Below are 23,956 nucleotides of genomic sequence, written 5' to 3'. Positions count from 1 at the left end.
CGAAGGCGGTGACTCCTGCATAGAACGCGCACAACGTAAGACGCTGGCATTCTGCGCGTTAGCGAGGGTTGCGGCTTACTGTGCTGAGCGGAAAGCACCGCCGTAGCGTACAATAACGCCATAGCAAAAAAGTGTTAGATTGATTTGCAGTCAATCTAACACTTTTCATCTTCTTTACTTTTTCGGCGTGCACCATTGGACAACTTCACTTCGTTTACGCTCCGCCATCTGTTCCGCAGTGTAAATAATTTGCATCGGATTGCCACCTGCTAGACAACCTGCTGGTACATCCTTATGTACGAGTGTTGCCGCAGACACAATAGCACCGTCCCCTATTGTCACTCCTGGTAAAATGGTTGAATTGGCACCAACCATTACTTCATTGCCAATATGGACATCTCCTAAACGATACTCTTCAATTAAATATTCATGCGCTAAAATTGTCGTATTAAAGCCAATCACTGTATTATTGCCGACATGAATACGTTCTGGGAACATCGTATCTGGCATGACCATTAAAGCGAAAGACGTTTGGTCACCAATCTTCATTTTTAAAAAAGTGCGATACAGCCAGTTCTTCACGCGTAAAAAAGGTGTGAAGCGTCCAATTTGAATGACAATGAAGCACTTCATCACCTTCCAAAAGGACACCGTATCATATACATTCCATAGCGAATTTGCTCCTTCGACACGATATCTTTCCGTTTTACGCGCCATGCCTTTACCCCTCTTTCACAATAGCAAGTAAATCTTTCATATGGTGCAATAGATATTCTGGATTAAACTGCTGTAAATATTGCTCCCCTTTAATTGACCATGCGACACCCGCAGCTCTTACCCCCGCATTGTGTCCAGCTTCAATATCATGTGAATTATCACCAATCATAATGGCATCTTCCTTTGCGACACCAAGACGTGTAAGAGCAAGTAAAACTGGCTCTGGATCAGGCTTCACATGTTGGACATCATCAGTTCCCACGATCACCTCAAATAGATGACTAGCACCTAGGATCTTCAACCCTCGGTCAATCATCGCATTGCGCTTTGTTGAGACGATGGCTAATTTAATCCCCATTGACTTTAATTGCTCTAAAGTTGACACAACATCAGGAAACTCTGTGACAACCTCATCATGATGCGGTTCATTCCAAGCGCGGTATTTTGCTATCATTTCATCTTCTTCTCCTGGCGTTAAAACACTAAATGTCTGTTTTAATGACGGACCCATGAATTTCAAGCAATCTTTTGGCGAATATTGCCCGGGAAATCTCTCTTCTAACACGTGCATAAATGATTGTATGATTAAGTCATTTGTATTTAATAGTGTACCATCAAAATCAAAAAGCAATGCCTTTACAGCCATACTTTCCACTCCTTACTTATTGTCCAAATATTTCACAGCAGGTTTTACCTTCAATCTGCGGTAAATAATTGCCGCAAGACCTATCACAATGCCGATAATGGAAACAACCTGAGCCGAACGCAAGTCTCCTACTAAATAAAGACTATCCGTACGTAAACCTTCTATATAGAAGCGACCAATTGAATACCATATTAAATAGCTAAAGAAAATTTCACCGCGATTTAGATTCACTTTACGTAATGCCAGTAATATTAATAAACCGATGAAGTTCCAAACAGACTCATATAAAAATGTAGGATGGACGTATGTGCCTAGTTCTTCAATGTACATTTGATTAATAATCCAATCCGGTAGCATCAGGCTTTCTAAAAATGAACGTGACACTGGGCCACCAAATGCTTCTTGATTCATAAAGTTGCCCCAACGACCAATAATTTGACCAATCAAAATACTTGGTGCTGCAATATCAGCTACTCGTAAAAAGCTTACCCCTTTTATCCGCGTAAATATGTAAGCCGTCGCAAATGCACCTAATAACGCACCATGAATCGCAATACCACCATTCCAAATTTCAATAATATTGCCTGGATTTTCACTATAATAATCCCAACGCATAGAAACATAATAGATGCGCGCACAAACGATGGAAATCGGTACTGCCCATAATAATAAGTCAGCTAGAAAATCCTCAGGTAATCCGCGTTTTACCGCCTCTCGTTGTCCAACAAAATATGCTAATATTATCCCCGACACAATTAAAAGTCCGTACCATCGAACAGGAATTGGCCCTAAATGAAAGGCGACCGGGTTAATGTCTAATAGTAATAAATCCATCTTATGCTCCTCTCAATATGTTACAATCCGTTTTCCATTAATCATCTAACTCATCTGATGAAGCAATGACTTCATCTAAGCGTCTTGAAAACTCTTCCGCTGCATTGACACCCATTTTCTTCAAACGGTAATTCATCGCCGCTACTTCGATGATTACAGATACATTTCGTCCAGGTCGTACTGGAATTGTGAGTTTTGTTAGTTCCGTATCAATGATTTTCATTTTTTCTTCTTCTAAACCTAAACGATCATAAACCTTGTCTGGATCCCATATTTCTAGCTCAATAATTAAGGTAATACGTTTATATGGTCGTACAGCACTTGCCCCAAACAGTGTCATGATATCGATAATACCAATACCTCGTATTTCCAATAAATGCTCTAACAGCGGTGGCGGACTCCCTATTAAAAAGTTCTCCGACTCTTGACGGATCTCCACACAATCATCTGCAACTAATCGATGCCCTTTTTTTACTAGTTCAAGAGCTGTTTCACTTTTCCCAACCCCGCTTTTTCCGATAATAAGCACACCGATGCCATATACATCGACTAACACACCATGTGCCGCTGTCATAGGTGCTAAACGTCCCTCTAAATAATTGGTTAACCTACTCGAAAATTTCGTTGTTGTCATGTGAGTTTTAAATACAGGTACATGCTTTTCGTTTGAAGCTTGAATAAGCTCATCTGGTACTTCTAAATCACGCGAAATAATAATAGCAGGCGTATCCTGTGAACATAGCAATCGCATACGCTCAAGTTTAACATTCGCTGGTAACATTTCAAAAAAGGAAAGCTCTGTTTTCCCTAGTAGCTGTACTCGATTAGCAGGATAATGCGTAAAATAACCAGCCATTTCAAGCCCCGGTCTAGAAATATCACTTGTGGTAATTGTTCTTCCTATACCTTCCTCGCCGCCTAATAACTCTAGCTTAAATTTTTCCATTACATCTCTTGTCAATACTACGACCAATATTTGCAGCCTCCATTCAAACGAATTGAATATTGTTTTATTTTAGCATGCCTATGTATAAAAGAAATGAATTTACACTTGTGTGCATGATGATTAGTAACACTATTATACTTACTTCTAGTTAAAGGTTGTACATAACAAATGTAAAACTATCTCAGAAAGCTTATGCACATGATAAAAATAGAAAAACTAGCGGTCTCCAGAACCGCTAGTTTTTTTCATTGTATTATTTTTGTGTAGCCAACCATTTTGCAACGGCTTCAGCATCTGCACCTTTAATAAGTCCAGCTGGCATAGCCCCACGACCATTGTTAATTACGTCTAAAATTTCTTGCTCAGATAAACGAGAACCTACATTGTTTAGTGCAGGTGTATTCCCCATACCTTGTAGCTCGCCACCGTGACAAGAAACACATGATTTCATTGCGATTGCTTTACCGTCTGGTTCAGCAGCAGTATCTTTGTTATCTGTAGCTGCTTTATCTCCGCCACCACCACATGCTGCTAAGAAAATCGCTGAACCGAACACTAATGTTAACATTGCTTTTTTCATTAGTACCCCTCCTAAGTAAATGAATATCTTTCCAAGCTATTATACCAAAATTATGCACGTTTGAAACCTTCACCTAACACCTCATAAGCATCAGAAACGATGACAAACGCTGATGGATCAACGTTTTTAATGAGTTGTTTCAGCTTTGTGAACTCTGTTTGATAGACAACGACCATTAAAACGGGTCGTGCTTCTCCTGTATAACCGCCAATTGCAGGTAACTTTGTCACACCACGATCAATTTCAGCATATATCGCATCACGCACTTCATCTTGTTTTAACGTAATAATATAAACCATTTTTGATTGACTAAAACCTAACTGGATAATATCAATCGTTTTCGTTGTGACGTACAGTCCAATTAACGCATAGAGCCCTTTTTCTAAGTCAAAAACAATTGCCGCACTAATTGCGATAATTCCATCAATTAATAGTACACTTGTACCAAGCGATAATCCGGTATACTTTGTAATAATTTGGGCTAGTAAATCAGTGCCACCAGTAGAAGCATTCCCCTTAAAGACAAGTCCTATTCCTAAGCCTACAACAATTCCCCCAAAAAGCGCACCAAGTAAAGGATTATCTGTCCACGGCTCCCAGTGATTTGTCAATAACACAATCAACGGTAATGTTATTGTCCCAATAAAAGATTTGACGCCAAACTTTTTACCAAGTATTATTACTCCTGCTAGAAACAATGGGATATTAAATGCATATTGTACAAGGCCAGGATTCCAGCCAAATAAACCATGTAAAATGGTACTTATGCCACTAACTCCACCTGACGCTACTTGATTTGGTAGTAAAAAGACATTAAAACCTATTGCCACAACTGCGGCACCAATAATCACATAAACATATTCCACAATACTTGCCCTTACATCTTGTGTTTGATTCATTTCCTCACGCCCACTTCAACTATCAGATTTTTCTAAAGATGACGACATGATTATAGCAAATAGTTTTCACGTTGAGAACTTCATCTTGATAAAGAGAAAGTAGTTGGAATAAATGAGAAAAAGTGCTAGATTGATCCCAATCAATCTAACACTTTTTCTCAGCCGTTGATGTCCGCTACAGGTGCACTTTCAGCTCCGCACCGTAAGGACACATCCCTCTTTTTTGCGTGCGGAATACCTTTCGCTAGAAGTCGCCTCTTGCTACAACTCCTATAACTGTCGTTTTCCCTAATTATAATGATGTTTCTGCCCATTCTAGTGCTTCATTATATAAAAGATCAATACTTGCCATTTCAATATTAATTTGTGGTGCTAATTCTTCTAATCGTTGCCAATCTAATTTTCCAAGCGCAATACTAAATTCAAGATAAGGTGTCATCTCTGTTTGACCACCTAATATTGTTTCTGTAATCGCCTCTGAAAAAGGTAATTGTTGCAAAATAACATTCATCGGTCTTTGTAAGATCGCATCAATTAACGAAAACATCCCAACTAAAAAGTATTCAGAAAAGTTTTGCTTATAATTGCGTTTGGCTAATTTTTCACAAACCTTTGCTCTGAACAAAGATGTTTGCATCAACTCTTGAAAAAGATCTGTATCTGCCCTACCATCGAATTCACGCAGAGCTAGTAAATAAATCCACTTGCGAAGATTTGCTAAGCCAAGTAATAAAATGGCTTGCTTAATGGAGCGTATTTTCGATTTTGAACGTTTACTAGAATTATTAATCATTTGTAATAATTTATACGTCAACGATATGTCCCGTTCAATATTTTCTGCTAACAGATGAACGTTCGGTTCTTCTTCCTTTAAGAGCGAAATTATATGAAAATATTGGATGGCATTTGCGGGAATATCCATCGCTTTAATGATTTGAGGTTGCTCAAAAAAGTAACCTTGAAAAAACTCATAGCCTGAATGCTTGGCGACTCTATATTGCTCTTGTGTTTCCACTTTTTCCGCAAGCAATTTAATATGAGGGAAATTTTCCTTTACCATATTTTCTATTTCCATTCTTTCAACTAAAGAAGATATTAAGAAATCCACTTTAATTAAATCAATATGCGGGAAAAGCGTATCATATATTGGTACATTTCCTTTTAAAATAAAATCATCTAACGCTATTTTAAACCCATGCGACTTCAGCTCAATGACACGCTTAACTAGATTTGGTGTTAGTGGTACATCTTCTAAAATCTCGATTACTACTTGCGAAGGATCTAAAAATTCATCGATTGAACTCATAAGCAAGTTTTCCGTAAAATTAACAAAACAAGGCTTACCTTTCGTTACCTCTTCAATACCAATTGATAAAAATGAGTTCACTAACACATCCACTGTTGCAGCATCTGAATCGACATCAGGAAATGAATTTACATTTTTGTTTCGATATAACAACTCATATGCAACGACCTGTTCATGAAGATTAAAGATTGGCTGTCTTCCGATGAATACTTCCATTTCGTTGCCTCCAATTCACCATTTTCTAGTAATTATTATAGCACTTTTCATTACCTTACGCTTATTTTTTCAACACTATAATAAATTTTTCTTATTGAGAAACTAGCATTTACCTATATAATTTACATTTTATGACTAAAAAAGATAAAGCATTACTACTTTATGCATCTATATTAAAAATTTGCTTTTACTTTTTACTTGCTTACCTTGCGCAACATTTACTAAAAAGGGTGTTATACTGATTTTTCAAAAGTAACAGGTTGGACAATAGCATCCTACAGTTTTGCATTGTGATAGTAAATTTTTAAGATTTTATATTTCATATTGATGCCGGACACTATAGTTGAGATTTTTTAAAGTTAACATAGATTTTCCTCCTACCATGGAAATAACAAAAAGCCCTACCACCAAAAATAGTGGTAGGGCTAGCCTGTGTAAATGATGCTTAACATAATTTTCTTTTAGTGTCAGCCTGCAAATGTTATCTGAGGCATCTTTTTATTTCCCACCAAATTTAGATTTAAAAGCGCCAATAACAGCCGGAATAACTGAGATAACTATGATTAAAATAAGCACTACTGAGAAGTTATCTTTAATAATTGGAATATTACCAAAGAAATATCCAAGGAGTGTACAGCTGAATACCCATAAAACAGCGCCTACGATGTTGTACAGTAAAAAGTAGCTATAATGCATCTTACTTGCCCCTGCAACAAACGGAATAAACGTACGAATGAAAGGCATGAAACGAGCAATTACAATTGTTTTGCCACCATGCGTGTTAAAAAATTTCTCCGCTGCTTCCATACGTTCTTTTTTAACAATCCGACCTAAAAAACTTTTCGGAGGAATCGATGTCCCAACTTTATGACCGATATGGTAATTCATTGTATCCCCTAAAATTGCTGCTGCCAAAAATACAGGAATTAGTATCCATAAGTCAAAGGCGCCCATTGCAGCTGTTAATGTACCACTTGCGAAAAGTAATGAGTCACCTGGTAAAAATGGGAAAATCACGACACCTGTTTCAACAAAGACAATGGCAAATAGAATAAGATAACTCCAATTACCAAAATCACGAATGATTTCTTCCAAATGCACATCAATATGCATTATAAAACTTATTAACTCTTGGATGAGTCCTATCATTGGTTTTGTATGCTCTCTTTCAATTTAATTTTTCTTAATAGCTTGGACGTTGTTGCGCACAAAAGGGTTCCAAAACAATACAACAAAGTATACAAGTTACTACTCCCCTACTATATGACAAGCCCTTTTAAAGTATGTAGAAGGATTACACATGACTGATTTTATCACTCCAGCTCTATGCACTCAACTTATTTCACCGTAAGTGCCAGACACCCAAACAATTCTGATAATTTAAAAGGTAGCTGTTCCAAAACAACAAGCCCACCACAATTTTTTTGTGGTGGGCCTGACTTATTAATTCGTTTATACTTTTTCTTTTAAAGTACGACGCAAAATTTTACCTGTTGTATTTTTTGGAAGCTCATCTAATATTTCCACAACTTTTGGCACTTTATATTTCACCATATGCTTTGCACAATATGCCAAAATATCATCTGTTGTCGTAGCCGCTACTTCCTTGAGTACGATATATGCATGTACTGCTTCACCAAAATTAGGGTCTGGGTAGCCAACAACTGCCGCCTCTACGATATTATCATGAGCAAATAGAACTTCCTCTACTTCTCTCGGATAAACATTATAACCGCCAACAATAATCATATCCTTTTTGCGATCGACGATATAGAAATAACCTTCGTCATCAACTTTTGCAAGATCCCCTGTGTAAAGCCAACCATCACGAATGGCCATCGCCGTTTCTTCAGGCATTTTATAATAGCCTTTCATGACATTTGGACCACGAACAACTAACTCACCAACTTCACCGACAGGAACATCTATACCATTAACATCGACCACTCTATTTTCAACGTTATTAATCGATGTACCGATAGAGCCAGCTTTTCGCTCACGGTCTAATGGATTGAAACATGTTACCGGTGAAGCTTCTGATAAACCATAGCCCTCTGATACACGTACATTAAATTTCTTCTCGAAATTATGTAATAGTGCAACAGGTAATGATGCGCCCCCTGAAATGGCTAAACGAATTGTTGAAAAATCTTCCGGTTTGCCTTCTGGTAATAAATACAAAAAGTTATACATCGTAGGCACACCCGCAAAGACAGTCGCCTGTTGCTCTCTCGCCAATGTGAAAATTTCACTTGGGCTAAAGCGAGGTGTAAGTAAAACGGTTGCTCCACTAATCAATGGTGCATTGACTACGACTGTTAATGCAAACACGTGGAAAACTGGTAATGTTGCAATAATACGATCATTTGCTCGATACCCTAAATACGTTGAGACATCACGTGCATTTGAATAAACATTTCCGTGTGTCAGCATGGCACCTTTTGGATTGCCTGTTGTTCCCGAAGTGTATAATATAATAGCCGTATCATCTTGTGCGATGTCTACCGGTTCTAACGATCCAGTGGCACTTGCAACAATATGCGAAAATAAATGTGTTTTCGCTTTTGCCTCTTCCGATAAAGCCGCTATTTTTTCAGCTACATCTGCTGTTGTTTCACAAACGACAAATGTCACTACTTCTGGGAATGCCTGTACACCTACTTCTACTAATGGAAGCAATGCATCAAGTGCAATAACCGCCTTAACATCACCATTTCGTAAAATATAAGATATCTCATCGGGCGTATAGATTGGATTCACAGGAATTGCTGTTGCTCCTAGACGCATCGTTGCATATAATGCGATTAAATAATGTGGCGTGTTGCCGAGTAAAAACGCCACATGGTCCCCTTTTTGTACCCCTAAATCTTGTAACCCCTGTGCAAAGCGGCCAACTGTGTGCTCAAATTCCCCATATGAAGTATCTTTCCCCATAAAATGATACGCAATTTTTTCCGGCTGCTCTGCTGCTTGTTGACGAACACATGAAACTAAATTCAATTACACCATCCCCTTATCGTATAAAATGAATCGTTATTCAGTAATATTATATAAGAAATATATCTAAAAAACAATGAAACTTTTTATTTCGTGTCAATATTACCTTTAAAAAATTCACTTTTTTCTCTTTTGTACGTATTTTTAAGAACGGATATGGGAGATGTAACGCCAACGAATTAAGTAAAAATAGATAACCTGTATTAGGACAAAAAAGCCAAATGCAAAGAACACTTCTTTAACAATTGAAATATTAGCAATGTCCTTTAAAATGCCTTGTACCATAAAGAAAGCAAAGCCACTGTGCATCATAGCAACGCCCCACGGTAAGAAAAATTGTGGGAATAAATGACGGTTGACTAGCTTTTTCAACTCAATATCTGTTAAGCCCATGCGTTTTAACACATCAAATTTCCGCTTTTCTCGTTCAAGTGAGGTATGCAATTTAAAGTAAATAAAACTACCAGCAGCTAGTAAAAATACAGTGGCCACTAAAACACCAACTAATGTAAATAATGAGTAGGTAGCTAATATATAAGAATAATTTAATCCTGCATTTTCAAAATAAAATGGGCTATGCTTGCCCTTTTTTATACTATAAAAATATTCCGTTGAGGCATCGTCCACTATGTCCTTGCCAATTTCCTTCGTCTCCATCCACTGTGGAATATCGAATGTAAATAAATGATAGACGGGTTGCAAAGCGTCCTTACTAGTAATCGGCTTTACAAGCTTCCCAAAGTCTTCATCACTGATCACAATCGAGTTTACACTAACAATGGAACCTGGGAATACGATTTTAGGATATACACTATCAATGGTAATTGGAATTTCGTTTTCTTCTAAAATTGTATGGACTACTATATTTTTAAGTTTCTTCAAAGACTCTTCGGAATATGGTATAAACACTGCTTCACCAGACGCCAAATCAATTAACGGATAGTTAAAAGAAGACAACAAAACATTCATATCAGATTCGCGGAATACTTCCACCTCATTGTGTGTAAAGGAGGATGTTTGCTTGACAACAAGAAAACGGGATAAATGATAGGATAAACCCTTGTCTTCTAACTGCATACGCAAAGAATTGATATGCTCAGCCTCAAACGGATTATTAATATCTCCTTTATAAATAAGCCCTAATGGATTTAATCGGTCATATTGCGTCGTATAAGAAGACATTGTAGCTAAAACACCGACTGATAAAAACGCCAGTGTCGAAACCATTGTAACAACGAAAAACATTTTCACATTATCCATCATAATATGTGTCTGCTCGGCTAAAGATAATAAGCGATAACGTCGCCAATGAAATTTACGCTTCCCACGAGCAATTTCTAAAAAGAATGGTACTGAATCACTAAAAAAATAATACGTTCCAAATGTTGCCGAGAAAGGAATCAATAAAGTTAAACCTATCATCGTCGTATGAGAAACAATAACTGCCAATGCATACGTTGCTAAAATCAAAATAACACCATATGTTGCGCGAATCTTTGAATAACTAGCCACACTAGTTAAATAATCATTCCCTTTGATTAAATCTCGCAATTTTCTCTCACGTGTAAAATATACGCTAATAAACGAAATAACCACAAAAGCACTTGTGAAGACGCCTATCGTAAGTAAAAAAGGTTGCCAAGATACATAGAGCGGCAAATTTTCTAAATGTAAAATTTCTCGAACAATCATAAAGAAAAACTTTGAAAATGAGAAGCCAAAAATAATGCCCACAATAATCGAACCAGAGCCAATAATCATCGTTTCTAAAAAGACAAGTTTGTTCATTTGGCGCTTTTCCATCCCCAGATGCAATAATATAGCGAACTCATGGGATCTCGCCTCTAAAAAGGCACTCATGGAATAATATAAAAAGAACAAAGTAAAGAGGACAAGTACGATTTCTGCACCAATCATGCCGACTAACGATACTTCTCCTAAAATACCTCGTTCAATATCTGGATGAAACATCAGCATTGAATAGATAAAAAATACAGCCACAGAAAAAAAGCTTGCCATAAAAAAGGCACCGTAAATACGGCTGTTCCGTACGACATTACGGTAAGCGAATTGTCGAAAGGTCACCTACTTGCCCTCCTCCTAGTAAGCTCAATACATTTAAAATTCGTTGGAAAAACATTTGACGTCGATCATCACGATAAATCTCATTGAAAAATTCCCCATCCTTAATAAAGAGCACACGATCACAATAACTTGCGGCGATTGGATCATGTGTCACCATCACGATTGTCGTTTGTTTTTCTTTATTAATTTTTGTTAATAGTTCAAGGACATCACGCGAGGAATTCGAATCTAAATTCCCTGTTGGTTCATCAGCTAAAATAAGGCTCGGATTGTGAATCAGCGCCCGTCCAATGGCGGTTCTCTGTGCTTGTCCACCTGAAATTTCATTGGGACGTTTATGCAAAAAGGACGTTAAATCAAGCTTTTCTACAATACCTGCAAGACGCTCCTCCATTACTTCTAACGGCTGCTGATCGAGCGTTAACGGCAATACAATATTTTCTTCAACCGTAAGCATATGCAATAAATTAAAATCCTGAAATACAAAGCCGAGTTGTCTTCTTCTAAAATAAGCAAGTTCAGTAGCATTTAGCTTATGCGGGTTCATGCCATCTAAAATGATTTCCCCACTCGTTGGTTCATCAATCGTAGAAATAATATTTAATAACGTCGTCTTGCCGCTTCCTGATGGACCCATTACTGCTAAAAACTCGCCTTGTTCAACCTCAAAGCTTAATTGATTGAGTGCACGATGCGTCACCTTGCCCTCATATACTTTCGTAACATCCTTTATTTCTAAAATAGGCATACTTTGTTCACCTTATTTCTCGATTAATTCCATAGATTTTGGTAAAAGCCAATTGAATACCACCTCAAAGCCAATTTGAAAGTGCGGTTCTATTTCGGCTGAAGCATTCTTCGCTTCTTCTTGCACTAGACTAAAGCAATGCTCTCCAACTACGACATCCCATGCATCTAACTCACCTTCAATTATTTCACCATAAACTGCATAGTGCCCACTATACATCACTTGCTCGCCTTCAACTGGGAAAGCATTTAGGAGACTTGGTTTATGTAAGTTTAGCCCAAGTGCATCACAAAAATGCACAACTTCATCTTGTAGGAATAAGCTTGCCTGACGGAAATTTTCACAAAACAAACAATCACATAGTTCTGTGTGTGACGCGTACAACTCCTTCGTTTTATCTAATTCAATATTTAATACCCAGTCTTCAATCCGTACTTCTCCCATTTCTGCTCCCCCTAATTTGTAAATGTCACGGTGACAATCGTCCCTTTGCCTACTTCTGATGTAATGTCCAATTGATGCCCTAGTTTTCCGCAGATTTCCTTTGCTAAATACAAGCCCATACCTGTGGATTCTCCAGTTTTACGCCCATTTTCACCCGTAAAAAAGGCTTTGGTCACACGTGAAAGGTCAGAAGCGGGAATACCAATTCCTTCATCACAAATCGCTAACTGAATATGATCATCTTGTTTAATAGCAGACATCACGATCTTTTTATTCTCTTCAAATGTATATTTAACTGCGTTTGTTACAAATTGCCCGATGATAAATCGAAGCCACTTTGAATCACTTGCTACGATAATATCGTCCTCAATATGGATTTCTGGAAAAACACGATTCGTAATAAATAAACGTTTATTTTCATTAACAGTTGCAGTAACAATTGTTTTTAACGGAATTTGTTCGACTTGCATATCCTCTTCAAAGTTTTCAAGACGTGCGTTAACAAGCACCATATCCAATCCTCTACGTAAACGATCTATTTCTTCTTGCACATTCTTTTTATCAAGAGGGCGTTCATCCTGCAATAGCATCTCAATGACAGAAATAGGCGTTTTCATTTGATGTACCCATTGATTCATAAATTGATCGTGGCGCTTTTGGCTAGCATACAAGGAATGAAGCTCATGCTGATACAGTCGGTACAGTTCATGCATATATTTTTCTACTTGCACCGCTTCTGGTGTTTTGGCATTTTTTTGTAACACATCTTCCATTGATTTTGGAAGATGTAATATTTTACCCAAATAACTTTGGCGCATTAAATAACGAATAAGTAAAAAAGAGCATAGTAATACTAAGCTAATACTTACAGAATAAATAGCCGTATCGACGTTACGAAAGCCATCGAGCCAGTACAACACCATAATAAAACCGACTAAAATCAGTTGAAAAATAAAAAATGTTGCATAATCACGTAAAAATAATTTCCAGCCCATTACAACTCACCCGCACTTAATATAAAACGATAGCCTGCTCCACGAACCGTCTCAATTGTTGAGGCAATATGATAATCGGCTAGCTTCTTGCGAACACGTGTCATGTTCACATTTAACGTATTTTCATCGACAAATGCTTGATCGTCCCATAGCTCCTCTAGCAGTTGCTCACGTGTTACTACTTTGGGTGCATGGCCCATTAACAATTCTAAAATAATACATTCTTTTTTCTGTAATGGAATTTCTAAATCATTTTTGTGCAGCTCCATACGCTCTAAATGCAGTACAAGCTGTCCTTGTTTAATCGTCCGTTCTTCTTGTCTAGCGGCATATTCTCCATATGTACGACGCAAGTGACTACGGATTTTAGCGAGAACGATTTCGTAATTAAATGGCTTTGTAATAAAATCGTCACCCCCATTTTCAAGCGCAAAAATTTGATCCATTTCGCCAGAGCGCGCTGAAATGAAAATGATAGGACATGTTGTATGTTGACGTAGCTGACGACACCAGTAATAGCCGTCATACGCAGGTAAATTTATATCAAGCAATACCATATGTGGATTAAAGGCTGTAAATTCTTCTATTAAGTGTTCAAATTCTTGAATCGTTTCCACTTCGTATTGATATTTTCTCAGTGTTTCTGCAAGCAATGATGCAATTTTCACATCATCCTCGACAATAAATATTCGATGCTTCTCCATAATGACACTCCTTTCTATCATATATTGTACCAAAAAAAGGCTACGCGCCCTAATTGCGCGTGCCCTATTTATTGTGAATATATTGGTAACTTCAAGTTCAACGGTTCCATCATGTTTAGACTTTAATTTTTCCACAGCATAACCGCCTACATTATACGCCAAGTTAGGCTAAAATATCTTTTTTAGGAAAAGGCATTAGCCAACTATTTTTTGTCTACTGTTAATAAATTAATTGTAAAAACTCTTCTGTAGAAATGCCGCCAAAGTATGTTGGGATATTGATATCCGCTAATGACATCGCAATCGCAGCACGATCATAGTTTGTACCAACTAAGCGTTGCTCAACATCTGCAATATCGCCTACACCGAAGAAATCACCGAATATATGTGCTTCTTCAATCACACCATGATTCACTTCTAAGCGAATGTCAATCCCGCCTGAAGGGAAACGATGTGTTTTTTGAATATTAAAGCGAGGAGATTTCCCGTAGTTCCATTCCCAAGTTTGATAGCGTTCAGCAGATAATTGATGTATATTTGCCCAGTCTTCTTCTGAAAGCTCATGATAGCGAATGTTTTCTTCTCCACCGAAAATAGATTTTAAAATTTCTAAGCGGAATGCTTCAACGGTCATTTTATCCTTTAAAAACTCAGAAATATTTGCTACACGTGAACGAATGGATTTAATACCCTTTGATTCAATTTTATCTTTCTTTACTTTCAATGCAGATACAACTGCATCTATTTCTGTATCAAACAGTAATGTCCCATGACTAAACATGCGACCTTTAGTAGAAAACTGCGCGTTACCAGATACTTTACGCCCTTCAGCTAAAATATCATTACGACCCGATAACTCCGCATTTACGCCCATTTTTGCAAGCGCGTCGACAACTGGCTGTGTGAATTTTTTATAATTCATAAAGCTATCGCCATCGTCCTTCGTAATAAAGCTAAAGTTCAAGTTTCCAAGGTCATGATACACCGCACCCCCACCAGAAAGGCGGCGCACAACAATGATACCATTATCTTCAACATAATCTGTATTAATCTCTTCAATCGTATTTTGGTTCTTCCCAATAATAATAGATGGCTGATTTATGTAAAATAACAGCACCGGTTCCTTCTCTACATCCATTGTCTTTAGTAAATACTCCTCAATGGCAAGGTTAATGCGTGGATCATGAATCCCTTTATTATCAACGAAAATCATAGTCGTTTCCTCCTTCACAAAATATCCATATTTTATTTTAACGTAAATTAGGCATTTTGTGTTGACGAAACGCATCTGTTATAATACACTATAAAATAATAAAACAGTAATAGTACAGATGAACTTAAAGGAGGAGTCCACAATGTTAGAAAACGTAGTTGAATTTTTCAAGAACTTACCTGCAAAACAATGCACAGAATGCGGTGAAAAGATCGAAGAACAAAGCGAATGCTACAGCAACACTTGTGAAAAATGTAACTGCCTATAAGCATTTGCCTATGCTGTAACGTCATTTCGTGCCCCACACGAACTAATAATGACACCACTCATCATACATTTATGATGAACCATTAATTAAATCTCTTACACTTACACAAAACAGCAGCTGATACGCTCATATCAGCTGCTGTTTTACATTTAAAATGAAATTGTTTGAGTGACTGGCACTTTGCATATGCGCCAGCCATGACATTAGGGCGGGTACAGACACTAATACAATTTCCATGCTAGCTGTACATTTTATAGCTTACTAAGTAAAAATCCACGTAGACTCCTGCGGGAACAGCGCAAGTTGTAAGACGCAACAAACCGCGCGACAGCGAGGGTTGTGGCTTACACTGTGCCCGCGAAAAGCGAAGTGGATTTTTACGATTTAGGAGCCTATATTATGCTAGGTACTAAATTGTTTGAGTGACAGGCACTAAAAAACACCCACCAAGTAAATGATGGGTGCAAAGTGTTTTTAATCTTCCGCTACTTTTGAGTAACGTTTTGTGTGTAATAACATGAAATAACCAAAAGTAATGACTAAGAACACAATTAGGTAGCCAAATAACATACCATAGTTTTGCCATAAATACGTCATATCGCCTGTTGAGATGCTTGCTTTAAATGCTTGAACAGTATATGTCATTGGCAATAATTTATTAAATACTTGCAATGGTGACGGAATCAGTTCAAGTGGGAATGTACCCGCGCTTGTTGTAAGTTGTAAAATCAGTACAACAATGGCAATGAAACGACCTGGATCACCGAAAATAGAAACTAACATTTGAATTAAAGCTAGGAACACATAACTTGTTAGTAACGCCGTTAGTACAAAGTAACCTAAATTTTGTACTTCAAGACCTAAGCCCCATTTTACAATGGCTACTGTTAATAATGTTTGCACTAAACCTACGAATGCAAGGACTGTCACTTTACTTGTAAACCATGATGCGCCATTTTTCGGACGAATTGCAGGTTCTACAAGTGGGAATACGATTGAAATTAGCAGTGCTCCAACAAATAATCCAAGTGAAATAAAGTAAGGTGCGAAACCTGTACCATAGTTTGGAACATGGTTGATTGATTCTTTTTCTACTTCAACCGGACTACCGACCATATCATATGTGTCATTATTTGCATGTACTTCGTTTGCTTTTTCACTAGCTTCACCTAATTTGCTAGATAGTGTCGCTGTACCATCGGCAAGTTCAGTTGACCCATCAGCAAGTGTTGCAGAGCCTTGTGCTAACTCGCCAGATTTTGAAGCAAGTGTTGAAGTACCTTTATTCAATGTTGTTGTACCACTCGCTAAGTCATTTAATCCTGAAGCTAATGTTTGTGAACCAGCAACAGCTGTGTTTACACCTGCATGTAATTCACCTAGTTTACTAGCAAGAGTGGCGTTACCAGCTTGAAGGCTTTGTGCACCTTGAACTAGTTCATTGCTTTTTGCTGCTAATGCATTTGCACCAGCTAAAACATCTTTTTGACCTGCAGCAATTTGTGATGCACCACCGCTAACTTGGTTAGCACCAGCTTGTAATTTTTCAGTACCTGCTGCTAATGCATTTAAACCATTGTGCACATTGGTACTACCAGCTTGTAGCTCAGCTAACGTTTGCTTTAAAGCAGCGGCTTGCTCTGCTGGCATTGCATCAATTGTACTTTTTAACTGTGCTGTTAGAGCCGCAATACCCGCTTCTACTTGTGCAGAACCATTAGATAACTGATTTGCTGAACTGTTTAGCTTACCAGCATTTTCAGCAACAGATGTTGCACCAGCAATAATTTGCTGTTGTTTTTCAGTTATTGTTGTAAGGCCTGCTTCTACTTTCGCTACACCTTGTGTGTATTGAGATAGACCTTGTTGAAGACTTGTTGCACCTGCAGCTGCCTGCTGTGCACCTTGCTGTAACTGCACTGTACCATTTTCTAATTTCACAAGACCCGTTGATAAGTCGTTAGCACCATTAGCTGCTTGCGCTGCACCTTTGGTAATTTTATCTGTACCATCAGAAAGTTCAATTGTGCTAGAAGCTAACTGTTCTAAATATCCTTTTAAATCTTTCGCTCCATTTGCTACTTTTTTAGCGCCTTCGTCTAACTTAACAGAACCATCAGCTGCTTCTGTAAAGCCATCTCCTAATGTGGCAATAGAATCAAATAATTTCTCTGCATATGTAGCAGAAACTTGCGTATTTACTTCCGCACGAATGCGATCCATTGCTGTTTCGCCAATTTGTGCTCCTAAGAAGTTCAAGCCTTCATTCGGAATATAATTCATGACTAATTTAGAAGGTTTGTCATCAAGTAAAGTCGTAGCATGCTCTGAGAAATTTGTTGGGATTTCTAAAATCATGTAATAGTCTCGACCATTTAATCCTTTTTCCGCTTCTTCTTTTGACACTTCTATAAAGTCAAATTGCTTACTATCGACGAGTTTATCGACTAAGGTATCTCCTAAGTCCAACTTCACTCCATCCATTTCTGCACCCTTATCATCATTAACAATCGCTACCGGTAAATTAGACATGCCTGCATATGGATCCCAAAACGCCCATAAAAACATGCCTGCATACATGACCGGAATAAATAGAACAGCGATTATTGAAACAAGCATTTTTCTTGTTTTAAGGATTTTCAGCCATTCAGCTTTAATCATATTTTTTCTCACTCCTATACTAATTGACCGAAAACGTCATTTGGTCATTTTACTGCAAAAAAATCGCAAACTTCATCATGTGTAAAATTTGTAGATTTTTTCTTAAAGAACGAGCCCTCGAAAGATTGTCTCCTTAAAAAGATTTAGTATCTTCTCTTCTGGAATCATGTCGCCATGTAGCTCATGCCAATCTACTACGAACGCTAAATACGCTTTTAATAACAGGTAGCTTACTAACTCCGCATCACAATCTCGAATTTCACCTTTATCAATTCGTCGTTGAATTAATGTTGCCATATAAGATAATATTTCAGACTCAATGCGAATTAGAACTTGTTTGACCGCTGGCGTACGTAATTCTTTTTCTTCTTCTATTAACTTCGCAAATAAAAGATGCTTCTCACGGAACTGTAGCATTTTCATCAAAGCATGATGCGCATTATCCATAAAGCTTGCTGATACATCCAACACTGCATCCGCTTCCGCCTTCATCTCACGTACAAGTGACATCGCAATCTCTTGAAATAAAATTTCTTTATTTGCAAAGAATGTATAAATCGTTCCTTTACCGACATTCGCAATTTTCGCCACTTGTTCCATCGTCGTTGCCTTGTAGCCAAACAACGTAAATGATTTTGCAGCTGCTTCAATAATTTCCTGCCTACGATCCATTTGTGACATCCTTTCCTGTTAAGTTATGTACACCTTTTGTACACTGAAATTAAATAATGACCAGAAAACCATTTCGGTCATCTGGTCATTATAATATTCCTATTTTAAAAATAATGCAAGCTTTTAATGATGATTTTTTTCATTTTCTTGTTGCTCTGTGTCCTCTGATGAATCTGTACCCTGATTTGGCATGCTCATATTGGCTTTTTCATCTTCTTGAATTACTTTTGTCATATCAGGTGTACCAGCAGTAATTTGCTGTTTCGGCATATTATGAATGCCATTAGCTGTAGTATGAGCAAACATATAATATACGCCGTCATGATCGAATGTTGTCTGAGCTTTATAGACGCCATCTTTCTCTAATTTACCTTCTAACATTTGACCTTCATCGCGTTTACCTGATTCCCACACTTCGAATTCTACGATTGCATCATCAATATTTTCTTTACCTTGGGTAACGTGAGCAGCTAGCTCTATCGGAGCATTTATTGCTACTTCTTTTGACGTTAAAATTTCTACTTCCAACATTTGAGGCTCCTCTAATGTGGAAGTTGTAGCCGGTTCTTTCTTTTCCCCACACCCAACTAATAATGCGGGTACAGCTAACAATGTCAAAATCCATTTCTTCATGTTCTATTCCTCCATTAACGGCATCGTAATCTTTACTTTTGTACCTTTATCTAATTCACTTTCAATTTCAATTTTACCATGTAACTGCTTTAATAATTGTTCCACTATAGATAGACCTAAGCCACTGCCACCATCTGCACGACTACGCGCTTTATTAACACGATAGAAACGCTCTGTCACATGCGATAAATCTTCCAGCGGTATACCGATGCCATCATCCTTTATCGTAATAAGTGCATTTCCATTATTTTCGACTGCCACAATGTCCACTTTTGACTGTTCATAAGAGTAATTAATAGCATTTTCGATAATGTTAATAAATATTTGCTTAAGCTTCACTTCATCCGCTTTGACAATTAGTTCATCATCTACATTAAGATGCAACGTAATATTCTTTTTTTGAGCTTGATGCATTAAAATTTTTCGTACTTCTCGTAATGTTTCTGCAAGTGGAATCGGATAAAGGGCAATATCCTTCTGTTCGTTTTCCATCCGAGCAAGTTGAAGAAGCTCATTTGTTAAACGTTCCATACGATTTGCTTCTCGCACGATCAACTGAATAGTCTCTTGTTTTTGCTCTTCTGCAATAATACCATTTTGCATTGCTTCACTATACCCTTTTACATAGCTAATAGGTGTTCGTAATTCATGAGAAACAGTTGCTAAAAATGTTTTTTGTACTTCATCTTCACGTTGTATAGCCTCCGCCATACCGTTAAAAGTGCTGGATAGTTTACCTATTTCATCACTAGATTTAACCGGCACTCGTGTTTCATAATGACCATACGACATTTGCTCCACCGCTATTTGTAAGTTATTTAATGGACGCATAATACGTTGAATACCTTTATATACAAAGAAGCTCATCACAATCAAAAAGACAAATGCGCTCAAAAATAAGAAAATGACTTCTTGACTTGCTAACTCACTGATTTTTGCTAATGGGAAGTAAATATAAATAATGCCCTCTAACCTGTTTTGATCTACTAAAGGCAGTACAACTGAAATAAGTTGTCGATCGAACCGAGGCTCATAGCCAATCTTTTGCACATAATTACCTTCTAGCAATTGTTCTCGTTCTTCTGCACCTATCAATGTTTCATAATCAATATCAAACGGAACACATGCACTAAGCTCACGTGGATTTCTAACAGCAAAAATATTTAAATTAGAATAATTATTATAATGTTCAATATCAGCAATAAATTCATCTGTCACTTTGCCACTCGTATACATTGTTTGTAACTTTGTACCGACCTCGATCATCATGCTTTCTGTATCTTCCACATAAAGCTGTTCATATAAAAAATCAGTCAGTACGTACATAAAAACAACTGTAATAATCAAAAATGCAAATATTAGTAGCCAAATACGTGTGGAAATCTTTTTCATTCGCCAGGGTCAAAGCGGTAGCCGACTCCCCAAACGGTTTGAATATACCCTGCCGCTTCCTTTCCAAGCTTCAAGCGTAATGTTTTTATATGGGTATCAACCGTTCTTGTTCCCCCTAAATAATCTATATCCCAAATACGCTCTAACAATTGTTCACGTGAATAGGCATTGCCTGGATTTTTCATAAATAAATGTAATAATTCAAATTCCTTTAAAGTTAACGGGATTACTTTCCCTTCAACTGAAACTTTCCGAGAAATCTCATCTAATTTAATGGACCCAAAGACAACAATTTTTTGCTGCAAATCGGTTATATTAGAACCGCTTCTTCTTAATACAGCATGCATTCGTGCCACTAGTTCATCATTTGTAAACGGCTTTACGATATAATCATCTCCACCGAGTGTCAGCCCCTTTACTTTATCCTCATTCGCATCTCGTGCCGTTAAAAAAATTACAGGAACATTCGACATCGCACGAATACTTTGACAAACTGTAAAACCATCTTCATGTGGCATCATTACATCTAATAGAACTAAGTCGATTTTTTCCCGCACAATAATATCGTACGCCTCCGTTCCATTTGCAGCTGTAAAGGTCTCGAACTTGGAATTATTGAGCATCATCTCGATTAAATTACGCATATCTTGCTCATCATCAACAATTAATACTGTTGTCACTTTTCTTCCTCCCTTACTAACAGTTGAAATGCACCTTTACCAACATCAACTGTTTTTTGTACCTGACCGTCTTTTATAAAATATAATGTGTGGTCGTCATAGCCAGCTACAACAATATTATTCTTAAACTGATTTACAACAAATGGGTTGGCCCCTACCTCTTTATGCCATTTCACTGTACCATTAAAATCAACGACATATAATTCATTATGACCATGGCTGACCACTAACACATTATCTTTCGTCTTTGTTAAACCTACTGGCATTAAAGGCATTTCTATTTCACCATGAACAGCACCTGTTGTAAGATCATAACGTTTCACCGAACTATTCGGTTTGCTTCCTTCACCGTGTCCACCAATCCATAACTCATTTGTCTCTTCAATGATGACAATCCCATGTGACGATTTTTCTATTGGCCACTGTTGTTCTATCGTTAAATCTTTAATGGATAACACTGATAGTTTCGTGTCTTTATAGTTCACCACATAAAGCTTATCTTTATACGTTGCCATCGACATCGGATAATTGCCAAGCCGCTGTGAAGCAAGTTCATTGCCTTCCACATCAAAGCTTGTCACTGTATTCATCTTACTATTCGTAACAAAAAATTGTTTGAACTTCGGCGCATAATACACATTGGTCGTGCCAATTTCTACTTTTTTTGAATAGAGCTTTTTACCTGTCGAAAGTGCAAAAACATCTATCTCATCTAATTGATGACCATATAGTAAAATTTGGTCCTTATCGAGGAGTATTGCGCCTGTATACGCTTTGTCAAATGTCCAAGATGCAAAAACTCCACCCTGATCATCAATAAAATCAAGCGATGGTTCTTGAATATTGAGAGACGCTATAAAATTCTGATTACGTTCAATTGGCTCAAAAGATTTCTCTGTACACCCTGCTAACCAAATAATTTGTATAAAAGAAAAAATGAAGAATGCCCATTTTTTCAAAATCATCACCTCTGCCCTCTAACTATACTTCACATTTGTGAAATCTGCGTGAAACTTGAAAGGTAAATTTATGACACATTCCCAGCCGATAACAGCGCGTCTTTACTATCAATAGCAAAAGACTTAAGCATCGCAAAAATGCCTATTAACACATATACTACAAAGATTATCGTAAGGAGGAATCACATTATGGTAACCATTAGTTTATGTATGATTGTGAAAAATGAAGAAGATGTCATTGCCAGATGTCTTGAATCAGTAAAAGATTTAGTGGATGAAATAAATATAGTTGATACTGGCTCCAGCGACAATACAAAGAAAATTGTAAAACAGTTTACTGATCGTATTTTTGAATTTGAGTGGGTGCATCATTTTGCCCAAGCGCGAAATTTTTCATTCCAACAAGCTACACAGGACTATATTCTTTGGTTAGACGCTGATGATGTGTTATTGGCGGAAGATCAGGAGAAATTTAAAGCCTTAAAGGAATCTTTAGCCCCTGAAATTGATGCTGTCTCGATGAATTACTATTTAAGCTTTGATGCTGAAGGAAAAGTGAACTCTCTTTTAAGAAGATATCGATTAGTTAAAAGAGATAAGCAATTTCAATGGATTGGTGCAGTTCATGAATATTTAGAGGTTAGTGGACATCTTTACGAAAGTGATGTCGCTATTAGCCACTTACCACTTCATCATGACCACCAGCGGAATATTACCATTTATAGAAAACTCCTTCAATCAGGTGAAGCATTAACTCCACGTGACACATTTTATTATGCCAATGAATTACTAGATCATAATGAAATTGAAGATGCAATCTTTTACTATGAACTTTTTTTAACATCAAAACGTGGTTGGGTAGAAGATAATATTCAATCCTGTTTTAAACTAGCAGATTGTTACTCGACTTTAAATGATAAAGAAAATAATGTAAGTTCTATTTTAAGAAGCTTTGAATATGACATCCCACGTCCGGAGGCATGCTGTAGGCTTGGCCATCATTTTATGGAGCAAGGGAAAAATCAGGAGGCAATCTTTTGGTATGAACAAGCATTGACAATAAAAACAAAACCAAACGCTCCATTTCTAAATACAACTTTTACCACGTGGTTACCTCATATACAACTTTGCGTCCTCTATGACCGTTTACAACAATACGAATTAGCCAATACCCATAATGAATTGGCACGAGGCTACTTACCGAACGATGAAAAAATCTTACACAACAAAACTTACTTTGAGCAATTGTTAAAAAAGATGAATGACAACGCTTAGATTACTATTAAACTTTATGAAAATCAGGAAATGCAATTCTTATAAGAAAGTCTTCTTTCTCTCCTAAGCTTCTTCCCCTATAAGAT

23 protein-coding genes are annotated in these 23,956 nt (G+C 37.3%); 2 read left to right on the top strand and 21 right to left on the bottom strand.

Features of this window, described 5'->3' with window-relative positions:
• Nucleotides 1-174: 174 nt before the first annotated feature.
• The 15 genes from LS41612_RS04270 to lplA all read right to left on the bottom strand — a co-directional run bounded on the left by LS41612_RS04270 (nucleotide 175) and on the right by lplA (nucleotide 15,330).
• Nucleotides 175-717, bottom strand: a complete 543-nt coding sequence (locus tag LS41612_RS04270; RefSeq protein ID WP_024363886.1) for an acyltransferase — start codon at nucleotides 715-717, stop codon at nucleotides 175-177.
• A gap of 4 nt (nucleotides 718-721) precedes the next feature.
• Nucleotides 722-1,363, bottom strand: a complete 642-nt coding sequence (gene ppaX, locus LS41612_RS04265; RefSeq protein ID WP_024363885.1) for a pyrophosphatase PpaX — start codon at nucleotides 1,361-1,363, stop codon at nucleotides 722-724.
• Between the two features lie 12 nt (nucleotides 1,364-1,375).
• Complete coding sequence (gene lgt / locus LS41612_RS04260) at nucleotides 1,376-2,197, bottom strand: prolipoprotein diacylglyceryl transferase (protein ID WP_024363884.1); 822 nt, start codon at nucleotides 2,195-2,197, stop codon at nucleotides 1,376-1,378.
• A gap of 37 nt (nucleotides 2,198-2,234) precedes the next feature.
• On the bottom strand, nucleotides 2,235-3,170 hold the full coding sequence (hprK, locus tag LS41612_RS04255; protein ID WP_024363883.1) for an HPr(Ser) kinase/phosphatase: 936 nt from the start codon (nucleotides 3,168-3,170) through the stop codon (nucleotides 2,235-2,237).
• A 226-nt stretch (nucleotides 3,171-3,396) separates the two neighbouring features.
• Entirely contained in the window at nucleotides 3,397-3,723 is a 327-nt protein-coding gene (gene cccB, locus LS41612_RS04250) for a cytochrome c551 (RefSeq protein ID WP_024363882.1), read from the bottom strand.
• A 50-nt stretch (nucleotides 3,724-3,773) separates the two neighbouring features.
• Entirely contained in the window at nucleotides 3,774-4,622 is an 849-nt protein-coding gene (locus LS41612_RS04245; RefSeq protein ID WP_024363881.1) for a YitT family protein, read from the bottom strand.
• Nucleotides 4,623-4,914: 292 nt separating this feature from the next.
• Nucleotides 4,915-6,144: an EAL and HDOD domain-containing protein gene (locus LS41612_RS04240; protein WP_024363880.1), complete on the bottom strand. Its 1,230-nt coding sequence runs from the start codon at nucleotides 6,142-6,144 to the stop codon at nucleotides 4,915-4,917.
• A 498-nt stretch (nucleotides 6,145-6,642) separates the two neighbouring features.
• Nucleotides 6,643-7,290, bottom strand: a complete 648-nt coding sequence (locus LS41612_RS04235) for a VTT domain-containing protein (protein WP_370510660.1) — start codon at nucleotides 7,288-7,290, stop codon at nucleotides 6,643-6,645.
• A 306-nt stretch (nucleotides 7,291-7,596) separates the two neighbouring features.
• The gene (locus tag LS41612_RS04230; protein WP_024363878.1) at nucleotides 7,597-9,144 is read right to left on the bottom strand and encodes a fatty acid--CoA ligase family protein; all 1,548 of its coding nucleotides are present in this window, start codon (nucleotides 9,142-9,144) and stop codon (nucleotides 7,597-7,599) included.
• 141 nt (nucleotides 9,145-9,285) lie between these two features.
• Nucleotides 9,286-11,226, bottom strand: a complete 1,941-nt coding sequence (locus LS41612_RS04225; protein ID WP_024363877.1) for an FtsX-like permease family protein — start codon at nucleotides 11,224-11,226, stop codon at nucleotides 9,286-9,288.
• The gene (locus LS41612_RS04220) at nucleotides 11,198-11,974 is read right to left on the bottom strand and encodes an ABC transporter ATP-binding protein (RefSeq protein WP_024363876.1); all 777 of its coding nucleotides are present in this window, start codon (nucleotides 11,972-11,974) and stop codon (nucleotides 11,198-11,200) included. The genes LS41612_RS04225 and LS41612_RS04220 overlap by 29 nt, the downstream gene beginning before the upstream one ends.
• Nucleotides 11,975-11,986: 12 nt before the next feature.
• Entirely contained in the window at nucleotides 11,987-12,418 is a 432-nt protein-coding gene (locus LS41612_RS04215) for a hypothetical protein (RefSeq protein ID WP_024363875.1), read from the bottom strand.
• An 11-nt stretch (nucleotides 12,419-12,429) separates the two neighbouring features.
• Nucleotides 12,430-13,413, bottom strand: coding sequence for a sensor histidine kinase (locus LS41612_RS04210; protein ID WP_024363874.1), 984 nt, complete (start codon nucleotides 13,411-13,413; stop codon nucleotides 12,430-12,432).
• Entirely contained in the window at nucleotides 13,413-14,117 is a 705-nt protein-coding gene (locus tag LS41612_RS04205; RefSeq protein ID WP_024363873.1) for a response regulator transcription factor, read from the bottom strand. The genes LS41612_RS04210 and LS41612_RS04205 overlap by 1 nt, the downstream gene beginning before the upstream one ends.
• Before the next feature lie 220 nt (nucleotides 14,118-14,337).
• Nucleotides 14,338-15,330 (bottom strand): lipoate--protein ligase, encoded by a 993-nt coding sequence (lplA, locus tag LS41612_RS04200; RefSeq protein ID WP_024363872.1) that lies wholly within the window; start codon nucleotides 15,328-15,330, stop codon nucleotides 14,338-14,340.
• A gap of 142 nt (nucleotides 15,331-15,472) precedes the next feature.
• Here lplA and yhfH point away from each other — a divergent pair, with 142 nt between their 5' ends.
• Complete coding sequence (yhfH, locus tag LS41612_RS04195) at nucleotides 15,473-15,598, top strand: protein YhfH (protein ID WP_069514604.1); 126 nt, start codon at nucleotides 15,473-15,475, stop codon at nucleotides 15,596-15,598.
• A gap of 474 nt (nucleotides 15,599-16,072) precedes the next feature.
• On the opposite strand, the gene LS41612_RS04190 is transcribed toward yhfH, so the two are convergent.
• From LS41612_RS04190 to LS41612_RS04165, 6 genes are all read right to left on the bottom strand, one after another.
• Nucleotides 16,073-18,259, bottom strand: a complete 2,187-nt coding sequence (locus tag LS41612_RS04190; protein WP_024363871.1) for a YhgE/Pip domain-containing protein — start codon at nucleotides 18,257-18,259, stop codon at nucleotides 16,073-16,075.
• Nucleotides 18,260-18,361: 102 nt separating this feature from the next.
• Complete coding sequence (locus tag LS41612_RS04185) at nucleotides 18,362-18,931, bottom strand: TetR/AcrR family transcriptional regulator (protein WP_024363870.1); 570 nt, start codon at nucleotides 18,929-18,931, stop codon at nucleotides 18,362-18,364.
• Nucleotides 18,932-19,054: 123 nt separating this feature from the next.
• Nucleotides 19,055-19,564, bottom strand: coding sequence for a FixH family protein (locus LS41612_RS04180; RefSeq protein ID WP_024363869.1), 510 nt, complete (start codon nucleotides 19,562-19,564; stop codon nucleotides 19,055-19,057).
• Nucleotides 19,565-19,567: 3 nt separating this feature from the next.
• On the bottom strand, nucleotides 19,568-20,956 hold the full coding sequence (locus LS41612_RS04175) for a sensor histidine kinase (RefSeq protein WP_024363868.1): 1,389 nt from the start codon (nucleotides 20,954-20,956) through the stop codon (nucleotides 19,568-19,570).
• Entirely contained in the window at nucleotides 20,953-21,636 is a 684-nt protein-coding gene (locus tag LS41612_RS04170; RefSeq protein WP_024363867.1) for a response regulator transcription factor, read from the bottom strand. Before LS41612_RS04170 ends, LS41612_RS04175 begins: the two co-directional genes overlap by 4 nt.
• The gene (locus tag LS41612_RS04165) at nucleotides 21,633-22,601 is read right to left on the bottom strand and encodes a YncE family protein (RefSeq protein WP_233433830.1); all 969 of its coding nucleotides are present in this window, start codon (nucleotides 22,599-22,601) and stop codon (nucleotides 21,633-21,635) included. The genes LS41612_RS04170 and LS41612_RS04165 overlap by 4 nt, the downstream gene beginning before the upstream one ends.
• A 183-nt stretch (nucleotides 22,602-22,784) precedes the next feature.
• Here LS41612_RS04165 and LS41612_RS04160 point away from each other — a divergent pair, with 183 nt between their 5' ends.
• Nucleotides 22,785-23,870 (top strand): glycosyltransferase, encoded by a 1,086-nt coding sequence (locus LS41612_RS04160; RefSeq protein ID WP_024363865.1) that lies wholly within the window; start codon nucleotides 22,785-22,787, stop codon nucleotides 23,868-23,870.
• The last annotated feature ends 86 nt before the right edge of the window (nucleotides 23,871-23,956 follow it).

This window comes from Lysinibacillus sphaericus (assembly GCF_002982115.1).
Taxonomy (GTDB): domain Bacteria; phylum Bacillota; class Bacilli; order Bacillales_A; family Planococcaceae; genus Lysinibacillus; species Lysinibacillus sphaericus.
Note: the sequence above shows the minus strand (reverse complement) of the source record. Positions and strands in the feature narration are given on the sequence as shown.

Coding starts and splice junctions, on each gene's coding strand:
- LS41612_RS04205 (WP_024363873.1), bottom strand. CDS start 14,117: ATGGAGAAGCATCGAATATTTATTGTCGAGGATGATGTGAAAATTGCA.
- lgt (WP_024363884.1), bottom strand. CDS start 2,197: ATGGATTTATTACTATTAGACATTAACCCGGTCGCCTTTCATTTAGGG.
- LS41612_RS04240 (WP_024363880.1), bottom strand. CDS start 6,144: ATGGAAGTATTCATCGGAAGACAGCCAATCTTTAATCTTCATGAACAG.
- LS41612_RS04215 (WP_024363875.1), bottom strand. CDS start 12,418: ATGGGAGAAGTACGGATTGAAGACTGGGTATTAAATATTGAATTAGAT.
- LS41612_RS04220 (WP_024363876.1), bottom strand. CDS start 11,974: ATGCCTATTTTAGAAATAAAGGATGTTACGAAAGTATATGAGGGCAAG.
- LS41612_RS04245 (WP_024363881.1), bottom strand. CDS start 4,622: ATGAATCAAACACAAGATGTAAGGGCAAGTATTGTGGAATATGTTTAT.
- LS41612_RS04160 (WP_024363865.1), top strand. CDS start 22,785: ATGGTAACCATTAGTTTATGTATGATTGTGAAAAATGAAGAAGATGTC.
- cccB (WP_024363882.1), bottom strand. CDS start 3,723: ATGAAAAAAGCAATGTTAACATTAGTGTTCGGTTCAGCGATTTTCTTA.
- LS41612_RS04210 (WP_024363874.1), bottom strand. CDS start 13,413: ATGGGCTGGAAATTATTTTTACGTGATTATGCAACATTTTTTATTTTT.
- lplA (WP_024363872.1), bottom strand. CDS start 15,330: ATGATTTTCGTTGATAATAAAGGGATTCATGATCCACGCATTAACCTT.
- yhfH (WP_069514604.1), top strand. CDS start 15,473: ATGTTAGAAAACGTAGTTGAATTTTTCAAGAACTTACCTGCAAAACAA.
- LS41612_RS04165 (WP_233433830.1), bottom strand. CDS start 22,601: ATGATTTTGAAAAAATGGGCATTCTTCATTTTTTCTTTTATACAAATT.
- LS41612_RS04190 (WP_024363871.1), bottom strand. CDS start 18,259: ATGATTAAAGCTGAATGGCTGAAAATCCTTAAAACAAGAAAAATGCTT.
- ppaX (WP_024363885.1), bottom strand. CDS start 1,363: ATGGCTGTAAAGGCATTGCTTTTTGATTTTGATGGTACACTATTAAAT.
- LS41612_RS04180 (WP_024363869.1), bottom strand. CDS start 19,564: ATGAAGAAATGGATTTTGACATTGTTAGCTGTACCCGCATTATTAGTT.
- LS41612_RS04185 (WP_024363870.1), bottom strand. CDS start 18,931: ATGGATCGTAGGCAGGAAATTATTGAAGCAGCTGCAAAATCATTTACG.
- LS41612_RS04270 (WP_024363886.1), bottom strand. CDS start 717: ATGGCGCGTAAAACGGAAAGATATCGTGTCGAAGGAGCAAATTCGCTA.
- LS41612_RS04175 (WP_024363868.1), bottom strand. CDS start 20,956: ATGAAAAAGATTTCCACACGTATTTGGCTACTAATATTTGCATTTTTG.